The sequence below is a fragment of the Streptomyces sp. NPDC030143 genome (genome assembly GCF_055573695.1).
On the sequence record NZ_JBVIAY010000006.1, the window covers coordinates 21,393 to 37,864 of the forward strand.

General features: G+C 70.3%; 11 protein-coding genes and 1 pseudogene. 2 read left to right on the forward strand and 10 right to left on the reverse strand.

Features of this window, described 5'->3' with window-relative positions; translation table 11 throughout:
* Positions 1 to 3: 3 nt before the first annotated feature.
* Positions 4 to 1,674 (reverse strand): choline dehydrogenase, encoded by a 1,671-nt coding sequence (gene betA / locus ACZ4YY_RS12695; RefSeq protein WP_468287789.1) that lies wholly within the window; start codon positions 1,672 to 1,674, stop codon positions 4 to 6.
* Positions 1,675 to 1,821: 147 nt separating this feature from the next.
* On the opposite strand from betA, the gene ACZ4YY_RS12700 reads away from it, so the two are divergent.
* The gene (locus ACZ4YY_RS12700) at positions 1,822 to 2,619 is read left to right on the forward strand and encodes an IclR family transcriptional regulator (protein ID WP_468287792.1); all 798 of its coding nucleotides are present in this window, start codon (positions 1,822 to 1,824) and stop codon (positions 2,617 to 2,619) included.
* Positions 2,620 to 2,775: 156 nt separating this feature from the next.
* On the opposite strand, the gene ACZ4YY_RS12705 is transcribed toward ACZ4YY_RS12700, so the two are convergent.
* The 8 genes and pseudogenes from ACZ4YY_RS12705 to ACZ4YY_RS12740 all read right to left on the reverse strand — a co-directional run bounded on the left by ACZ4YY_RS12705 (position 2,776) and on the right by ACZ4YY_RS12740 (position 12,796).
* Positions 2,776 to 3,906, reverse strand: a complete 1,131-nt coding sequence (locus tag ACZ4YY_RS12705; RefSeq protein ID WP_468287794.1) for an aromatic ring-hydroxylating oxygenase subunit alpha — start codon at positions 3,904 to 3,906, stop codon at positions 2,776 to 2,778.
* A gap of 188 nt (positions 3,907 to 4,094) precedes the next feature.
* Positions 4,095 to 5,258, reverse strand: a complete 1,164-nt coding sequence (locus ACZ4YY_RS12710) for an NAD(P)/FAD-dependent oxidoreductase (protein WP_468287797.1) — start codon at positions 5,256 to 5,258, stop codon at positions 4,095 to 4,097.
* On the reverse strand, positions 5,255 to 5,617 hold the full coding sequence (locus ACZ4YY_RS12715; protein WP_468287800.1) for a bifunctional 3-phenylpropionate/cinnamic acid dioxygenase ferredoxin subunit: 363 nt from the start codon (positions 5,615 to 5,617) through the stop codon (positions 5,255 to 5,257). Before ACZ4YY_RS12715 ends, ACZ4YY_RS12710 begins: the two co-directional genes overlap by 4 nt.
* Positions 5,618 to 5,833: 216 nt before the next feature.
* Complete coding sequence (locus tag ACZ4YY_RS12720; RefSeq protein ID WP_468287803.1) at positions 5,834 to 6,463, reverse strand: MBL fold metallo-hydrolase; 630 nt, start codon at positions 6,461 to 6,463, stop codon at positions 5,834 to 5,836.
* Complete coding sequence (locus ACZ4YY_RS12725) at positions 6,463 to 7,548, reverse strand: S-(hydroxymethyl)mycothiol dehydrogenase (RefSeq protein ID WP_468287806.1); 1,086 nt, start codon at positions 7,546 to 7,548, stop codon at positions 6,463 to 6,465. Before ACZ4YY_RS12725 ends, ACZ4YY_RS12720 begins: the two co-directional genes overlap by 1 nt.
* Positions 7,549 to 7,768: 220 nt before the next feature.
* On the reverse strand, positions 7,769 to 9,511 hold the full coding sequence (locus ACZ4YY_RS12730) for a BCCT family transporter (RefSeq protein WP_468287809.1): 1,743 nt from the start codon (positions 9,509 to 9,511) through the stop codon (positions 7,769 to 7,771).
* 233 nt (positions 9,512 to 9,744) lie between these two features.
* Positions 9,745 to 10,380: pseudogene (locus ACZ4YY_RS12735) on the reverse strand (chorismate-binding protein); the annotation flags it as partial.
* Between the two features lie 100 nt (positions 10,381 to 10,480).
* Positions 10,481 to 12,796, reverse strand: a complete 2,316-nt coding sequence (locus ACZ4YY_RS12740; protein ID WP_468287812.1) for an FdhF/YdeP family oxidoreductase — start codon at positions 12,794 to 12,796, stop codon at positions 10,481 to 10,483.
* A 544-nt stretch (positions 12,797 to 13,340) separates the two neighbouring features.
* Here ACZ4YY_RS12740 and ACZ4YY_RS12745 point away from each other — a divergent pair.
* Positions 13,341 to 14,699: a lipase family protein gene (locus tag ACZ4YY_RS12745; protein WP_468287815.1), complete on the forward strand. Its 1,359-nt coding sequence runs from the start codon at positions 13,341 to 13,343 to the stop codon at positions 14,697 to 14,699.
* 96 nt (positions 14,700 to 14,795) lie between these two features.
* Here the strand turns inward: ACZ4YY_RS12745 and ACZ4YY_RS12750 are convergent, their stop codons facing one another.
* A complete protein-coding gene (locus ACZ4YY_RS12750; RefSeq protein WP_468287817.1) occupies positions 14,796 to 16,286 on the reverse strand; it encodes an alpha/beta hydrolase family protein in 1,491 nt (496 codons plus the stop codon).
* Positions 16,287 to 16,472: the final 186 nt, after the last annotated feature.

Consider the following 16,472-nt stretch of genomic DNA (forward strand, 5'->3'; position numbering starts at 1 on the left):
CGCCTACTCCGCCTGCTTCCGGACGTCACGGTGGCGGTAGTACGCGGCCTTCGACGGCGCGAGCGGCTCCTTGCCGAGGATGAGGTCGGCCGCCTTCTCGGCGATCATCATCACCGGTGCGTAGATGTTGCCGTTGGTGACGTAGGGCATGACGGAGGCGTCCACCACGCGCAGGCCGTCCAGGCCGTGCACCCTCATGCTGGCCGGGTCGACGACAGCCGTCTCGTCGGTGCCCATCTTGCAGGTGCAGGACGGGTGCAGGGCGGTCTCGCCCTCCTTCGCGACCCAGGCCAGGATCTGCTCGTCCGTCTCCACCTCCGGGCCGGGCGAAACCTCGCCTCCGTTGTAGGCGGCCAGCGCGGGCTGGTTGAGCAGCTTGCGGGCCACCCGGATCGCCTCGACCCATTCGCGGCGGTCCTGCTCGGTGGAGAGGTAGTTGAAACGCAGCGCCGGGTGTTCGCGCGGGTCCTTGCTCTTGATCTTCACCGAGCCGATGGCGTCCGAGTACATGGGCCCGACATGCACCTGGTAGCCGTGACCGCCGGCGGGCGAGGAGCCGTCGTAACGGACCGCGACCGGCAGGAAGTGGAACATCAGGTTGGGGTAGTCGACGTCCTCGTTGCTGCGGGCGAAACCGCCGGCCTCGAAGTGGTTGGTGGCGGCCGGGCCTTTGCGGAAGAGCCATTGCAGTCCGATGAAGGGGGCGCGCCACTTCGCCATGTACGGCTGCATGGAGACGGGCTGTCTGCAGGCGTACTGGACGTAGACCTCCAAGTGGTCCTGCATGTTCTCGCCGACGCCCGGGAGGTGGTGGACGACGTCGATGCCGAGGGCGCGCAGTTCCTCGGCGTTGCCGACGCCGGAGAGCTGGAGCAGTTGCGGGGAGTTGATGGCGCCGCCGCACAGGATGACTTCCCTGGCGCGGACCTGCTGGAGCGCTCCCCGGCAGCGCCGGTACTCGACGCCGACGGCCCGCTTGCCCTCGAAGAGGACGCGCGTGACGAGGGCGCGGGTCCTGACGGTGAGGTTGGGCCGCTTCCTCGCGGGCTTGAGGTACGCCTTCGAGGCGGACAGGCGGCGACCGCGGTGAACATTGCGGTCGAACTTCGCGAATCCCTCCTGCCGGTAGCCGTTGACGTCGTCCGTGGGCGCGTAGCCCGCTTCCCGGGTGGCTTCGAGGAAGGCGCCGAAGAGAGGGTTGGTCGCCGGGCCGCGCTCGAGGACGAGGGGGCCGTCGTGGCCGCGGAACTCGTCGTCCGGGTCGGCGGCCAGGCAGTTCTCCATGCGCCGGAAGTACGGCAGGCAGTGCGCGTAGTCCCAGGTCTCCATGCCCGGGTCGGCGGCCCAGCGTTCGTAGTCCAGGGGGTTGCCGCGCTGGAAGATCATGCCGTTGATGCTGCTGGAGCCGCCCAGCACCTTGCCGCGCGCGTGGTAGATGCGCCTGCCGCCCATGTGGGGCTCGGGCTCGGACTCGTACTTCCAGTCGTAGAACCGGCTGCCGATCGGGTAGGTCAGGGCCGCGGGCATGTGGATGAAGACGTCCCACGGGTAGTCCGACCGGCCCGCCTCCAGGACCAGCACCCGGTTGGCCGGGTCGGCCGAGAGCCTGTTCGCCAGCGCACTGCCGGCCGAACCGCCGCCGACGATGACGAAGTCGTACTGCAGGGGAGCCATGGTGCCTCGTCTCGCTCGTGCCGTATGTGCGAGGCATGCTAAACCCGATCGCGCTATACGCACCAGGTTGCGGACGACGCAACTTGGAGACTTCGTTTCGACGGCGTTGCTTGCAGTCGTGTTGTTTACTACGCGTATAGTTTCACTGTGAGCAACTACAGCCCTGATACAGAAACGTCGAATTCGCAAAGCGGTGGCGTCCAGTCGGTCGACCGCGCCATCAGCGTCCTGGAGATCCTCGCCCAGCGCGGGGACGCCGGTGTCAGCGAGGTGGCGGGCGAGATCGAGGTGCACAAGTCCACCGCCTTCCGCCTGCTCGGCGCCCTGGAGGCGCGCGGTCTGGTGGAGCAGGCCGGCGAGCGCGGCAAGTACCGGCTCGGCTTCGGCATCGTTCGCCTGGCCGGCGCGGTCACCGGCCGTATCGACATCACCCAGCAGGGCCGCCCGGTCTGCGAACGTCTCGCCGAGGAGCTCGGCGAGACCGTCAACATCGCGGTCATGCAGGAGCACTACGCGATCAACCTGTACCAGGTGCGCGGTCCGGGAGCCATCACCGCGCACAACTGGGTCGGCCAGCTGACTCCCCTGCACGCCACGTCCAGCGGCAAGATCCTGCTGGCGTACCTGCCGGCCGCGGAGCGCGCCGCGCTGCTGTCCTCCGCCGGTATGAAGAAGGTCACCCCGCACACCATCACCGCGAAGACGAAGCTCGAGAAGCATCTCGCCGAGGCCCGGGAGCGCGGTTACGCCTTCACCCTGGAGGAACTGGAGGTGGGGCTGCACGCGATGGCCGCCCCGGTCCGCAACCGGGACGGCGACGTCATCGCGGCGCTCAGCGCCTCCGGGCCCGGGTACCGGCTCACCGAGGAGCGCCTGCACGAACTCTCCCCGGTGCTGCTCAAGGGCGCGCAGGAGATCAGCCACCGGATGGGCTACCTGGGCTGAGAGCTCCGAGCAAGAGGGGAGGCCGATCAGCTCGCGGCGTCCGGTGCGCGCGATCGCAAGGCGCCGGAGGCTCCTCGTGGCGGACCTACTGAGGCAGTCGGCAACGCGGTGAGCACGCGTGCCGGGCGTCGCGAGCCGGGCGTTCGGAGTTCTGCGTCACACCTGAGGGGTGCCCAGGCGCTCGTTCACCCAGCCGTGGAATGCGCCGATGTGGTGCTCGCTGGGCACCAGCACACCGCCCTTGGCGTATATCCGGGAGCCCATCGCGGGCTGGGTGCGCTCGCACGCCTCGAAGTCCTGTCGGTTGACCCGGTCGAAGAGTTCCACGGACCGGCTCACGTCCTTGCCGCTCTCGACGACGTGCGGCAGATACAGCCAGTCGCACTCCACGATCGTGCGGTCCACGGACACCGGGTACATGCGGTGGAAGATCACGTGGTCGGGCACGAGATTGATGAACACCTGGGGCTTGACGGTGATCGCGTAGTAACGGCGGTCCTGATCGTCGGCGACCCCGGGAATGCGGTCCAGGCCCTCGGAGCCGTCGACGGTGAAGCCCTGGACACCCTCGCCGAACTCCGCACCGTGACCCACGTAGTACTGGGCGGCGTAACCGTCCGCGAACTCCGGGAGCACCTCCGTGAGTTCGGGGTGGATCGTGGCGCAGTGGTAGCACTCCATGAAGTTCTCGATGATGAGCTTCCAGTTCGCCTTGACGTCGTAGACGATCCGCTCGCCGACCGAGAGGTTGTCGATGTCGTAGTGCTCGATCGACTCGACGTCGCCCAGGCGGGAGACGACCTCGCCGATGACGTCCTCCTCGAAGGAGGGCGGATCCTCCGCCAGGCAGACCCACACGTAGCCGAGCCACTCGCGCACGGCCACGCTCACCAGGCCGTACTCGGTACGGCCCACGTCGGGCATCTTGGTGAGGTTGGGCGCCGCGACGAGCTTGCCGTTCAGGTCGTACGTCCAGGCGTGGTACGGACACCGGAAGGCCCGCTTGACCTCGCCGGCCTCCTCGGTGCAGAGCTTGGCCCCACGGTGCCGGCACACGTTGAAGTACGCACGGATCGAGTTGTCCCGGGCCCGGGTGACGAGGATGCTCTCGCGGCCCACGTCGACGGTGCGGAAGGCACCGGGCTTCGCCAGCTCGGAGGCGCGCGCCACGCAGAACCACATGGTCTCGAAGATGCGCTCCTGTTCCTGGGCGAAGATCCCCGGGTCCGTGTAGGAGGAGCCGGGGAGGGTGGCGATCAGACTGTCCGGCAGACCGGTCGAGGTCACGGGGCACTCCTCGGGGGAACGTCGTGGAGGGGGCATTCACGCGCCGGGAACAGCGGCTCCGGACGGCGTTGGGCAGAGAGCGTCGTGCAGTGAGCGTCGTGTAGCGAGCGTGGCGCTGAAGACGTTGCGCATCGAGCAACGTCGCGTGCGATGTGCGACCGCAGCACGGGGTGCCGCGGGGGGCGGTGTCACGGCGCGGTGGCGACGAGTTGCTTGCGCCAGCGCATGAACAGCCGCGGCTGGTTCAGTCCGAGGACGGCGACCGGGCTCCCGGCCCGCCGGTAGACGGCCAGGACGTCGCGGTCGTCCACGGCGCCCGCCTCGATGGTGACGCTGTCCGCTCCGGCCGCGTGACCGGCGAACTGGATCCTCACGCCGTACTGGTCGGACCAGAAGTACGGCGGCCGCGGCACATCCGGTTCCACCGCACCGCCGGCCAGCAGCGTGGCGACGGCGGCGTCGGGGCGCTCGCGGGCGCCGGTCCAATGCTCGACGCGGCGATGGAACCCCGTGCGCGGGTCGTACCAGTTGGCGCAGTCGCCGACCGCGACCACACCCGCCAGGCTGGTGCGGCCGTCCGCGCCGCACTTGACGCCGTTGTCGAGTTCGATGCCGGAACCCTCCAGCCACTCGACGCACGGGCGCGCGCCCACACCGACCACGACGATGTCTGCCGGGACACTGCGGCCGTCCTCCAACAGGACGGCGTCGACCCGGGTCCCCCCGCTCAGTCCCTTGACACCGACACCGCACACCAGCCGTACTCCGTGGTCGGCGTGGAGGGCGGAGACGATGGCGCCCATTGTCTCGCCGAGCGGTCCGGCGAGCGGTGTCGGGGCCGCCTCCACGACGGTCACGTCGAGCCCGAGGGCGTACGCGGTGGAGGCGACCTCGGCTCCGATGAACCCTCCGCCGATCACCACGAGCCGTCCGCCGCGGGCCAGTTCGTCGCGCAGGGCGCGGGCGTCGTCCAGGGTGCGCAGGGTGTGCACTCCGGCCAGGCCGTCGAAACCGGGGAGCGTCCGCGCCTCGGCACCGGTCGCGATGACGACGCCGTCGGCGGGCACCTCCCGTCCGTCGGCCAGTCGGACGACGCGACGCACGTGGTCGAGTCCGGTGGCGCGGACACCGAGCAGCCACTCCGCCCCCAGGTCCTCGTCCTCCGTCTCCAGGGCGAGTTCGGCCTCGCCCAGAGTGCCGGCCAGGAACTCCTTGGACAGCGGAGGCCTGTCGTAGGGGCGGTGAAGCTCGTCCCCGACGACGACCAGCCGGCCGTCGTAGCCCTGCTTCCGCAGTGAGCGCGCCGCCGACAGACCGGCCAGTGAGGCACCGACCACGGCGACGGTCCTCACGCGGGCCCCCCGGCGAGCCGGGCTGCGATGCAGGGGGGCAGGTTGGGCGCCTCCGTGGACAGGCGGACGTAGATCATGCCGTCCTCGACGACGACCTCGTGCGTCCGGACCGGAAGCTTGGCCGGCGGGGCGTCGACCGCGCCGGTCCTCAGGTCGAACTTGGAGGCGTGCAGCGGGCATTCCACCTCGCAGCCCTCCAGCCAGCCGTCGGCGAGCGACGCGTCCTGGTGGGTGCAGGTGTCATCGATGGCGAAGTATTCGCCGTCGTCGGTGTGGAACACCGAGACCGGCGGATCGAGGTCGAGCCGGTGGGCCTCGCCTCGCGGGAGATCCGCGAGACGGCACGCGGGAATCATCATGACACCTCGGTGCATATAACGAAACGGATTGCGGTAAGCGCAACATCAGTCTGAGGTCGCCCAGAACCCTTGTCAAGGCGTTCAGAGGGCACTCTGAGGCTGTTCGCCGCGTTGCGCGTCATGGAACTCGATGCATATAGAACAACAGCAGCCCGCCGTATCGGCTCGCGAGGGCCGCGAGCCGGCACGGCGGGCGCGTGAGGGTCGCCCGGGACGTCAGAAGCCGCGGTCGAGCCACTCCTGGAGGCGGGGGGCCTCGGCGGCGACGGTGGTCTTCTCCCCGTGTCCGGTGTGCACGACGGTGTCTCCAGGCAGCGTCAGCAGCCGGTCCCGGATCGACTCGATGATGGTGGGGAAGTGGCTGTACGACCGTCCCGTCGCCCCAGGTCCACCGGCGAACAGCGTGTCGCCGCTGAACAGGGCCGTCAGGGACGGGGCGTGCAGGCAGACCGCGCCGGGGGCGTGGCCCGGCGTGTGCAGCACGGTCAGCTCGACCCCCGCCACCACGACGGCCTGGCCGTGGGCCAGTTCGGCGTCCGGTGCCCTGTCGGGGTGGGTCTGTTCCCACAACGGCAGGTCGTCGGGGTGGAGGAGGACCGGGGCGCCCGTGAGCGCCGCGAGTTCGGGCGCGGCGTCGATGTGGTCGTTGTGCGCGTGCGTGCACACGATGGCCCGCAGGGTACGCCCGCCGACGGCTCGGGCGATGGCCTCGGCGTCGTGCGCGGCGTCGACGACGATCACCTCGCTGTCGTCCCCGACGATCCACACGTTGTTGTCGACGTCCCAGGTGCCGCCGTCCAGCGAGAACGTCCCGGAGGTGACGAGGTGTTCGATGCGGGCGGCCATCAGAGGACCACCACCGAGCGCAGCACGTCGCCGTGGTGCATCCGCTCGAAGGCCTTCTCGACCTCGTCCAGGGCGATGGTCTCCGTGACGAAGGCGTCCAGGTCCAGGCGGCCCTGGAGGTAGAGGTCGATGAGCATCGGGAAGTCCCGGCTCGGCAGGCAGTCGCCGTACCAGGAGGACCTCAGCGCGCCGCCGCGGCCGAAGACCTCCAGCAGCGGCAGTTCCAGCTTCATCTCCGGGGTGGGCACGCCCACCAGAACGACCGTACCGGCGAGGTCGCGGGCGTAGAACGCCTGCCCGTACGTCTCCGGACGGCCCACCGCCTCGATCACCACGTCCGCGCCGAATCCGCCGGTCAGCTCGCGGATCGCCTCGACCGGGTCGGTCTCCTTGGAGTTGACGGTGTGGGTCGCGCCCAGCTTCCTGGCCGTCTCCAGTTTGCGGTCGTCGATGTCCACGGCGATGACCTTCGCGGCGCCCGCCAGGTTCGACCCGGCGATCGCCGCCGCCCCGACACCGCCGCAGCCGATGACGGCGACCGAGTCCCCCCGGCCGACGTTCCCGGTGTTGATGGCCGCACCGATGCCCGCCATCACGCCACACCCCAGGAGACCGGCCGCGGCCGGCGACGCGGCACGGTCGACCTTGGTGCACTGCCCGGCCGCGACCAGCGTCTTCTCCGCGAACGCGCCGATGCCCAGCGCCGGCGACAGCTCGGTGCCGTCGGTCAGGGTCATCTTGCGCTTCGCGTTGTGGGTGTTGAAGCAGTACCACGGCCGTCCGCGCAGGCAGGCGCGGCACTGGCCGCACACCGCACGCCAGTTGAGGATGACGAAGTCACCGGGCACGACATCGGTCACCCCCTCCCCCACCGACTCCACGACACCCGCGGCCTCGTGGCCCAGCAGGAAGGGGAAGTCGTCGTTGATGCCGCCCTCCCGGTAGTGCAGATCGGTGTGGCAGACCCCGCACGCCTCGATCTTCACCAGCGCCTCACCCGGGCCCGGGTCGGGCACGATGATCGTCTCCAGGCTGACGGGGGCGCCCTTGCCCCGCGCGACGACAGCACGGACCTGGTGCGTCATGGCCACTCCTCGGCTGTTCGAGACTTGCATCAGATGTTGCTCATTACGGCACACATCTCATCTGTCGCAACACAGCATCGTGGAGTGCAGACCGGGGGTCAAGGAGCTCGACGAGGGTTCGCCCCACTGGGTGGGATCGTGGCGGACAGCACGAACGCCCGGCGGGGCCGTGGCCGCACATGTCGGTTCCACGGCCCCGCCGGGCGCGGGGCGGTCGATCTCAGCCGGTGGGTGAGGATGTGGGCTGCCGGGCCTGTGCGGACTCCGTTCCATCAGCCGGCTCGCAGGGGCCGATGCGCAGTTCGAAGTCTCCGTCGTACTTCTCGTGGCCTGCGATGACGGCCGTTTCGATGGCTTCCTCGCCTATGCGCCCGCGGATGATGAGCGGGTCCTGGCGCAGATCGCGGGTGAGCGCGACGCACAGACCGACCATGACCAGGGTGAAGGGGGCCGCCGCGAGGATGGTGAGGTTCTGCAGTCCGGTGAGCGCGTCGCCCTTGCCGCCGCCGATCAGGAGCATCACCGCGGCGACGGCCCCGGTCAGCACCCCCCAGAAGACGACGACGGTCCGGGTCGGCTCCAGGGATCCGCGCTGCGAGAGCGTCCCCATCACGATCGAGGCGGCGTCGGCCCCGGAGACGAAGAAGATCCCGACGAGGACCATCACCACCACGCTCGTCACCGTGGCGATCGGGTACTGCTGGAGCACGTCGAAGAGCTGGCCCTGGGCTGTCGCGGCGTCGCCGAGGCGCCCTTCGTCCTGGAGGTGCATGGCCGAGCCGCCGAAGATGGCGAACCACACCAGACTGACCGTGCTGGGCACCAGGATGACACCGCCCACGAACTGCCGGATGGTCCGGCCCCGGCTGATGCGCGCGATGAACATGCCGACGAACGGCGTCCAGGAGATCCACCAGGCCCAGTAGAAGACCGTCCAGCCGGCCAGCCAGTCGGCGACTCCCTCACCGCTCGACGCCTCGGTCCGCCCTGCCATCTGGGTCAGATCGCCGAGGAAGGCGCCGATGGAGGTGGGCAGCAGGTCGAGGATGAAGACGGACGGTCCGACGAGGAACACGAAGACCGCCAGGGCCACCGCCAGCACCATGTTGATGTTGGACAGCCACTGGATGCCCTTGGCGATCCCGGACACCGCCGAGGCGACGAAGGCCACGGTCAGCACCGCGATCACGGCGACCAGCAGGCCCGTGCCGACGGATCCCATCCATCCCAGCCCGGTGATGCCGCTGCCGATCTGCAGGGCGCCGAGCCCCAGAGAGGCGGCGGAGCCGAAGAGGGTGGCGAAGATGGCGAGGATGTCGATGACCTTGCCGCCCCAGCCGTTCGCCCGCTTCTCGCCGATCAGCGGGATGAACACACAGCTGATCAGCTGCCGGCGTCCACGCCGGAAGGTGCTGTAGGCGATGGCCAGGCCCACGACCGCGTACATCGCCCACGGGTGGAGCGTCCAGTGGAAGAGGGTGGTGGCCATGGCGGTCTCCATGGCCTGATTGGCGTCAGCCGGGTCGGTGCCCGGCGGCGGCGTGGTGAAGTGTGACAGCGGTTCGCTCACGCCGTAGAACATCAGGCCGATGCCCATGCCCGCGCTGAACATCATCGCGATCCAGGAGACGGTGCGGAACTCCGGCTGCTCGCCCTCGGCGCCCAGGGTGATCCGCCCATAACGGCTCAGCGCCAGCCAGAGGGCGAAGACGACGAAGCCCGAGGCGGCGAGGACGAAGGCCCAGCCGCCGTTTCGGATCGTTCCGTCCAGCAGTTTGCCGGACACGCTCTCCAGCGTGTCGGTCGACGTGGCTCCCCACACGATGAACGCGAGAGTGAGGACGGCGGCGACGCCGAAGACGACCACGTCGGTCCGAGGGCCGGCGGATTCCTCCGGCCCTCGCGGCAGATCCGCACGGACGGGATGGCCCGGGCTCTCGTTCTCTGCGCGGGTTGTGTTCATCAGCTCGTCCTTTCCGCAGACGGCAGTGCACTCTCTCTGTCGCGGACGACGGATGCGCGACCGAGCAAGAGGGGGTTCGCCACTGATACCGCCGTGCCCTGAAGGACACAACGGATCGGATGGGAGATCGGCGGAGAAAAGGCAGGTGGGGCGCCTACCACCCGAAATTATGTTGCAAATAATGCATTGCTATTCACTATGGGCAACAACAATCCGATGCCTCACAGGGGCTGTCAAGAGGCTCGGCCCGCAGAGTTGCGCAACCGCGATCGACCGGTCAGCCGGTGGCCGCCCGACGCCACTGCGAGGAGCCGACGCGCCTTCAGCCGCGTCTCGGCCCACTCGCGCTCGGCGTCGGAGTCCCAGGTGATCCCGGCCCCTGTCCCGAAGCGCAGTAACGGGCCGCCGGAAGCGGTGCGGTCGATCCAGAGGGTTCGGATGCCGACCGCGAGCTCACTCGTGCCCCGGTCGGCGTCGACCCAGCCCAGCCGGACGCCACCGCCGCGAGGCGCGGCCTCCAGCTCCTCGATGATGCGCAGTGCGCTGGTTCTGGGGGCGCCTGTGACGGACCCGGGCGGGAAGGTTCCGCCGAGCAGCTCGGGCCATCCTACGTGCGCGGCGAGTTCGCCGCGCACGTAGGAGACCAGGTGCACCAGGCCGGGGTGTTCCTCGACCGCGTACAGGTCCGGGACGGTCACCGAGCCGGTGGCGCAGACGCGGCCCAGGTCGTTGCGGACCACGTCCACGATCATGACGTTCTCGGCGTGGTCCTTGTCGAGGAGGTCCGCGGCGGTCCGGCCGGTGCCCTCGACGGGGCCGGACTCCACCGTGCGGCCGACCCGGCGGAGGAACAGCTCGGGCGAGGCCGCCGAAGCGGGCCAGCGGGACGAGGCCGTGTGCGGCTGCGCTCATCGGTCACCGCCTTTCCTGGACGGAGCGGACGAGCGGCGGAGGCGCCACGTCCGCCGGTCATGCACCGGGCCGGGCGCCGGCGGCGGCCGGTTCCAGCCGGACGACGACGGACTTCGACGTGGGGGTGTTGCTGACGGCCGCCGTGGAGTCCAGGGGCACGAGGACGTTGGTCTCGGGGAAATAGGCGGCACAGCAGCCTCGTGGCGTCGGGTACGGCACCGCACGGAAGGCAGGCGCCCTGCGCTCCACGCCGTCCCCGTACTCGCTGACGATGTCGACGAGGTCCCCCTCGGCCAGGCCTCGTTCGGCCAGGTCGTCGGGGTGCAGGAAGAGGACCCGGCGCCCCTGGTGGACGCCGCGGTACCGGTCGTCCAGGCCGTAGACGGTGGTGTTGTACTGGTCGTGGGAACGGAGTGTCTGCAGCAGCAGCCTGCCCTCGGGGACGTGGGGCACCTCCAGCGGGTTGGCGATGAAGTTGGCCAGGCCGGTGGTGGTCGTGAAACGGCGCTCGTCGCGGGGCGGGTGGGGCAGGGCGAAGCCGCCCGGCCGTCTTACCCGGGCATTGCAGTCCTCGAAACCGGGGATCACACGTGCGATGCGGTCGCGGATGCTGTCGTAGTCCGACGTGAAGTCCTCCCAGGGCACGTGGGCGCCCGACGCTCCGAGCGCGGCCCGTGCCATGCGGCAGATGATCGCGACCTCGCTCAGCAGGTGTTCGGACGCGGGGGTGAGACGCCCCCGTGAGAGGTGCACCACGCCCATGGAGTCCTCCACCGTGACCACCTGGGCCCCGGTCGGCCGCAGGTCGGCCTCGGTTCGGCCGAGGCACGGGAGGATGAGGGCCTGCTCCCCGGCGACGACATGCGAGCGGTTGAGCTTGGTCGAGATCTGGACGGTGAGGCGGCAGTTGCGCAACGCCTGCTCGGTCAGCCCGGTGTCGGGGGCCGCGGCGACGAAGTTGCCGCCCAGCGCGACGAAGACCCGTACGTCGCCGTCGCGCATCGCCCGGATGGTCTCCACCGCATCGTGACCGTGGCGCCGCGGGGGCGTGAACGCGAACTCGGCACCGAGCGCGTCCAGGAACGCGTCGTCCGGCTTCTCGTGGATGCCCATCGTCCGGTCGCCCTGCACGTTCGAATGGCCGCGTACCGGGCAGACGCCGGCGCCCGGGCGGCCGATGTTGCCCCGCAGCAGCAGGAAGTTCACGACGTCTCGGATGGTGGGGACCGAGTGCCGGTGCTGGGTGAGTCCCATCGCCCAGCAGACGACGATCTTCTCGGCGGCCAGCACCTGGCGGAACGCGGCCCGGATCTCTTCCTCGGGCAGTCCCGTGGCCGCCAGGATGTCGTCCCACGAGGCCTTGCGGGCATGCTCGGCGAACTCCTGGAAGCCATGCGTGTACCGGTCGATGAAAGACCTGTCCAGACACGTGCCGGGCGCTTCGTCCTCCGCCTCCAGCAGCATGCGGTTGAACGCCTGGAACAGCGCCTGGTCTCCGCCCAGCCTGATCTGCAGGAACTGGTCCGCCAACCGGGTGCCGCCGCCCAGGATGCCGGAGGGCCGCTGGGGGTTCTTGAACCGGAGCAGTCCGGCCTCGGGCAGGGGGTTGACCGCGATGACGCGAGCGCCTCGCCGCTTGGCCTGTTCCAGCGCGGAGAGCATCCGGGGGTGGTTGGTGCCGGGGTTCTGGCCGACCACGAGGATGAGATCGGCCTCGTAGAGGTCGTCCAGGCGGACACTGCCCTTGCCGATGCCAATGGTCTCCGTCAGGGCCGAACCGCTGGACTCGTGGCACATGTTCGAACAGTCCGGCAGGTTGTTGGTGCCGAGCATCCTGACGAAGAGCTGGTAGACGAACGCGGCCTCGTTGCTCGCCCGCCCGGAGGTGTAGAAGGCCGCCTGGTCCGGGTGATCGAGCGCGGCGAGTTCGCGGGCGATCACGGCGAACGCGTCGTCCCAGGAGATCGGCAGGTAGCGGTCGCCGCCGGCCGGGCGGTACACGGGGTGGGTGAGGCGTCCTTGCTGCCCGAGCCAGTAGTCGCTGCGGGCCAGCAGGTCCTCCAGGGTGTGCTCGGCGAAGAAATCCGGGGTGACCCGGCGAAGGGTGGCTTCCTCGGCCACCGCCTTGGCCCCGTTCTCGCAGAACTCCGCCCGGTGCCGGTGTTCCGGCTCGGGCCAGGCGCAACCAGGGCAGTCGAAGCCCTCCTTCTGGTTGACCTGGAGCAGCGTGAGCAGGCCGCGACGGACCCCCATCTGCTCACCGGCGTGCCGCAGCGAGGAGGTGACCGCCGGGATGCCGGCGGCGTACTCCTTCGGGGGGCCGACCCGCAGACGGGCGTCGCCGGGGTCTTCAGCAGGTGCCTTGCGAGTCATCTGAAGCGCCACTCCGCGGTGTAGGGGAATCAGACCGTTCCGTCACCGGGTGATGCGACCCGTCGTACGGGAGTCGCCACCGGACACACTCGGTTGCTTATTGTGCAACCGTAGTGCCATACGCAACGCGTCTAAGGAAGCCCGAGGCGCGATCCCCTGTCAAGGCCGCTGCACCGCCGACCCGAGGCCGGCCTCGGGTGTGCGCGCCGCCTCGCGGGTGCGCCCCGAGCACCTCCCCCACCCCCGACCGGCGCTTCCGGGCCGCACGCCAGGCGCCGGACGGGGCCGACCCCTCGGGTCGGCGTACACACATCGGACCGGAGGCCGGGGACCGGCGAGGGCGCCGGGCGCGGTTCAGGGCCCGCCCCGTGGGCCGGCCACTCGGCGAAGGGAGGCTTCGCGGCCGGCCCGATCCGCTCCACCAGGCCACTCACTTGCCTCGGCAAACAGTTACCGAAGCGTAACTTACTCGAGCGTCATCAACTTAAACTAACGGTGCTAGTTTTTCGCGCACCCTGCAACGAAGCAGCGCGAGGAGCGAATCGTGAGCCGTTACAGAAGCCGTCCGCGTTCCGCGTTCAACCGCCTGACCGCCGCCGCGATCGCCACGGTGGCCTGCGTCTGTGTCAGCGCGGCCCCGGCCGACGCCACCGGGACCGACACCGGAGCCGTCGTGTCCCGGGGGATCACCATCCCGGCCTTCTACACCCCGCCCGCCCAACTGCCCGCCGCCAACGGCACCTTGATCCGGCAGGAGCCCCTCCCCCTGGGGATCTCGCTGCCCGGCCTCGAAGGCCGCCCCCTGCCGGGCAAGGCCACCCGGCTGATGTACAAGTCCACCGACTCCAACGGCGGCGCCGTCGCGGTGACCGGCGCCTACATCGAGCCGTCGGCGCAGTGGGAGGGCGACGGGCCCCGCCCTCTGGTGGCGGTGGCCTCGGGAACCATGGGCCAGGGCGACCAGTGCGCGCCCTCGTTCGCCCTGCAGCACCCGCTCACCGTCAGCGGACAGACCCTGTCCGTCGCCTACGAGAACCTGGCGATCTACCGTCTCCTCGCCACCGGAGCGGCCGTCGTCGTCACCGACTACGTCGGTCTGGGCGCCACCGACCGTCTGCACACCTACGTCAACCGCCTGGACGAGGCGCACGCGGTGCTGGACGCCGTCCGTGCCGCGCGCGCCCTCCCCGGCACCTCCCTGACCTCCGGCTCCCGCGTCGGCCTGTACGGCTACAGCGAGGGCGGCGGCGCCAGCGCGTCAGCGGCGGAGGTGCAGCCCACCTACGCACCCGACGTCCCCCTGGCCGGCACCTACGCGGGCGCGCCGCCCGCCAACCTGACCTCGGTCATGAAGGGGATCGACGGGAGCGCTCTGGCCGGCGCCCTGGGCTGGTCGATCAACGGCTTCGCCCAGGCCTACCCCGACCTGCGCGGTGTCATGGAGGCGAACCTCAACGACGCCGGGCGCAAAGCCCTCGCCGACATGTCGACCATGTGCGTCGGCGACGCGATCCTCGGCTACGGCTTCACCCGGAGCACGGCGTGGACGGCCGGCGGCACATCCCTCGCCGACGTCATCGCCGCCGAACCCCGCGCCCAGGCCGTCCTGGACGAACAGCGCATCGGGACGCTCAAGCCGGCCGGCCCGGTCCGCGTGGCCACCGGTGTCCACGACGACATCGTTCCGCACGGCCAGGCCCGCCAACTCGCCGTGGACTGGTGCCGCAAGGGCGGCAACGTCACCTACGAGGCCGTCGACCTGCCCAACCTCGGCGACAGGATCCTCACCAACCACCTCGCCCCCCTCCTCACCGACCAGGGAGCGGCCATCTCCTGGCTCACCGACCGTCTCGAGGGCGAACCGACCGCGTCCAACTGCTGGACGATGCCCTTCCAGCGCTGATCGAGCCGTCCGGCGGCTCGCCCACCGGTCTTCGGAGGGGCGGGCCGCAGGGGATCGCAGCGCTGACCGTGCCGTCGGCTGCCGCGGCGGAGCCGGTCAGCGGCCGTTGCCCGGTTGGTGGACGCTGAGGTCGCCGTAGGCCGACAGAGCGGCGGCCGGGTCACCGGGTTTGTGCCGCAGGGTGGTGTCCAGGAAGGCGAGAGTGGTTGCGGCGACGACGTGCGGGCTCTCGGTGCGGCCCAGGGAGCCGAGGAGCGAGGGCACGGGCGGCAGGTAGAGGGGGCCGTCCATGAAAGTGAGGTGCGCGGACCCGGGGATGGTGAGCCGATAGCTGGTCGCGGTGCTGAGCTCGAGGACCTCGGTGAGGCGGGGTATGTAGCGCGGGTCGGTTTTGGGGGTGATGGCCTGGGTGAGCGCGAGCACCGGCTGGTGGTAGGGGCGCAGGTCGGGGTCGCGGGGGTAGCCGTCCATGTCGATGACGGCGTCGAACCGGCGGTCCTGGCGGGCTGCCTGCAGGGCGGCGGCGCCGCCCAGGGAGTGGCCGGTCACCGCGGCCCGGCCGGTGTCCAGGCGCCTGGTCAGCGGGCCGTCGATCTCCTCTCGGTCCAGACGGCCCAGCTGGGTGAGGGCGAAGCTGAGGTCCGCGGCCCGAACTCCGGTTGTCTGCACGGCTCGTTTGTTGTCTTCGTCGTCGTCGTCGGTCGAGGCGATCTCGGTGTCGATGGTTCGGCCGTCGGTGAGGACGACGGCGGCGGAGTCGTACGGGTGGTCGAGGCCGACGACGACATAGCCGTGGCTGGCCAGTTCCTCCGCCCACGCGGTGTTCTGGGTGCGTACTCCGCCCAGCCCGGGAGAGAACAGCACGACCGGGAACCGTCCGCCCCTGCCGGCCACCGGGGCGTTGAAGACCGCATGGGTGTGGGCACGCGGGACGCCGTCGACCAGGAAGCCGGGGAGGCCGGCATAGCGCGCGAGGGCCTGGGAGACGGTGCGCGCCTCCTGCCCCGTGCGGCCGAGGTACTGGGCCCGCTGCGCGCCTGCGGGACTCTTACGCGCGGGGTACCAGAGCTGGACCACGACCGTGCGCCGGTCGTACGGGTCGGCGGTGGCGGTCTCGGGGCGGTCGGGGTCGGTCCACTGCATCACACCGGTCCCGACAGCGAAGTCGCCTGACGGTGCGGGGAACACCGGTACGGGAAAGGCCCAGGCTGCTGCCGGGCCCGTGGCGATCAGGCCGGCGCAGGCCCCCGTTCCCGGCAGCGCCAGCCACCATCGGGCCCGCCACGCCGGCCGGCCGGTACCGCGTCGCAGCAGAGGAGAGACGGCGAAGGGCAACGCGAAGACGGCGCCTGCCAGTACCGGCAGCATCTGCCAGCGGATCCCCACCGCACTCAACACGATCACGGACAGCGCGAACACTGCTCCCGCCGCGATCGTGACGCGTGGGCGGACGGCGGGGGGAAGCCAGCGCGCCACCACCAGCGCGACGGCACCCGGCAAGACAAGGACTTCCAGGGGGGACATGTGCAGTCCCGTGATGATGTCGTTCACCCGGCCATCCTCGGCGCGGGGCACGCGCTGCCACATCGGTCGCGGGTCGCCCTCGTGTGCGACCGGAGTGGCAATCCGGGGCATGTCCCCTGTGCGACCGGAGTGGCAATCCGGGGCACGCCCAGGTGAGCGGCCTTGCGACCGTGGGGGTAGCCGGGCTCCTCCTGCGGTCGTACTGCCCCGAGATTCCTTCAGACGCTGGGCTCATGCGTTCCTCGGGAC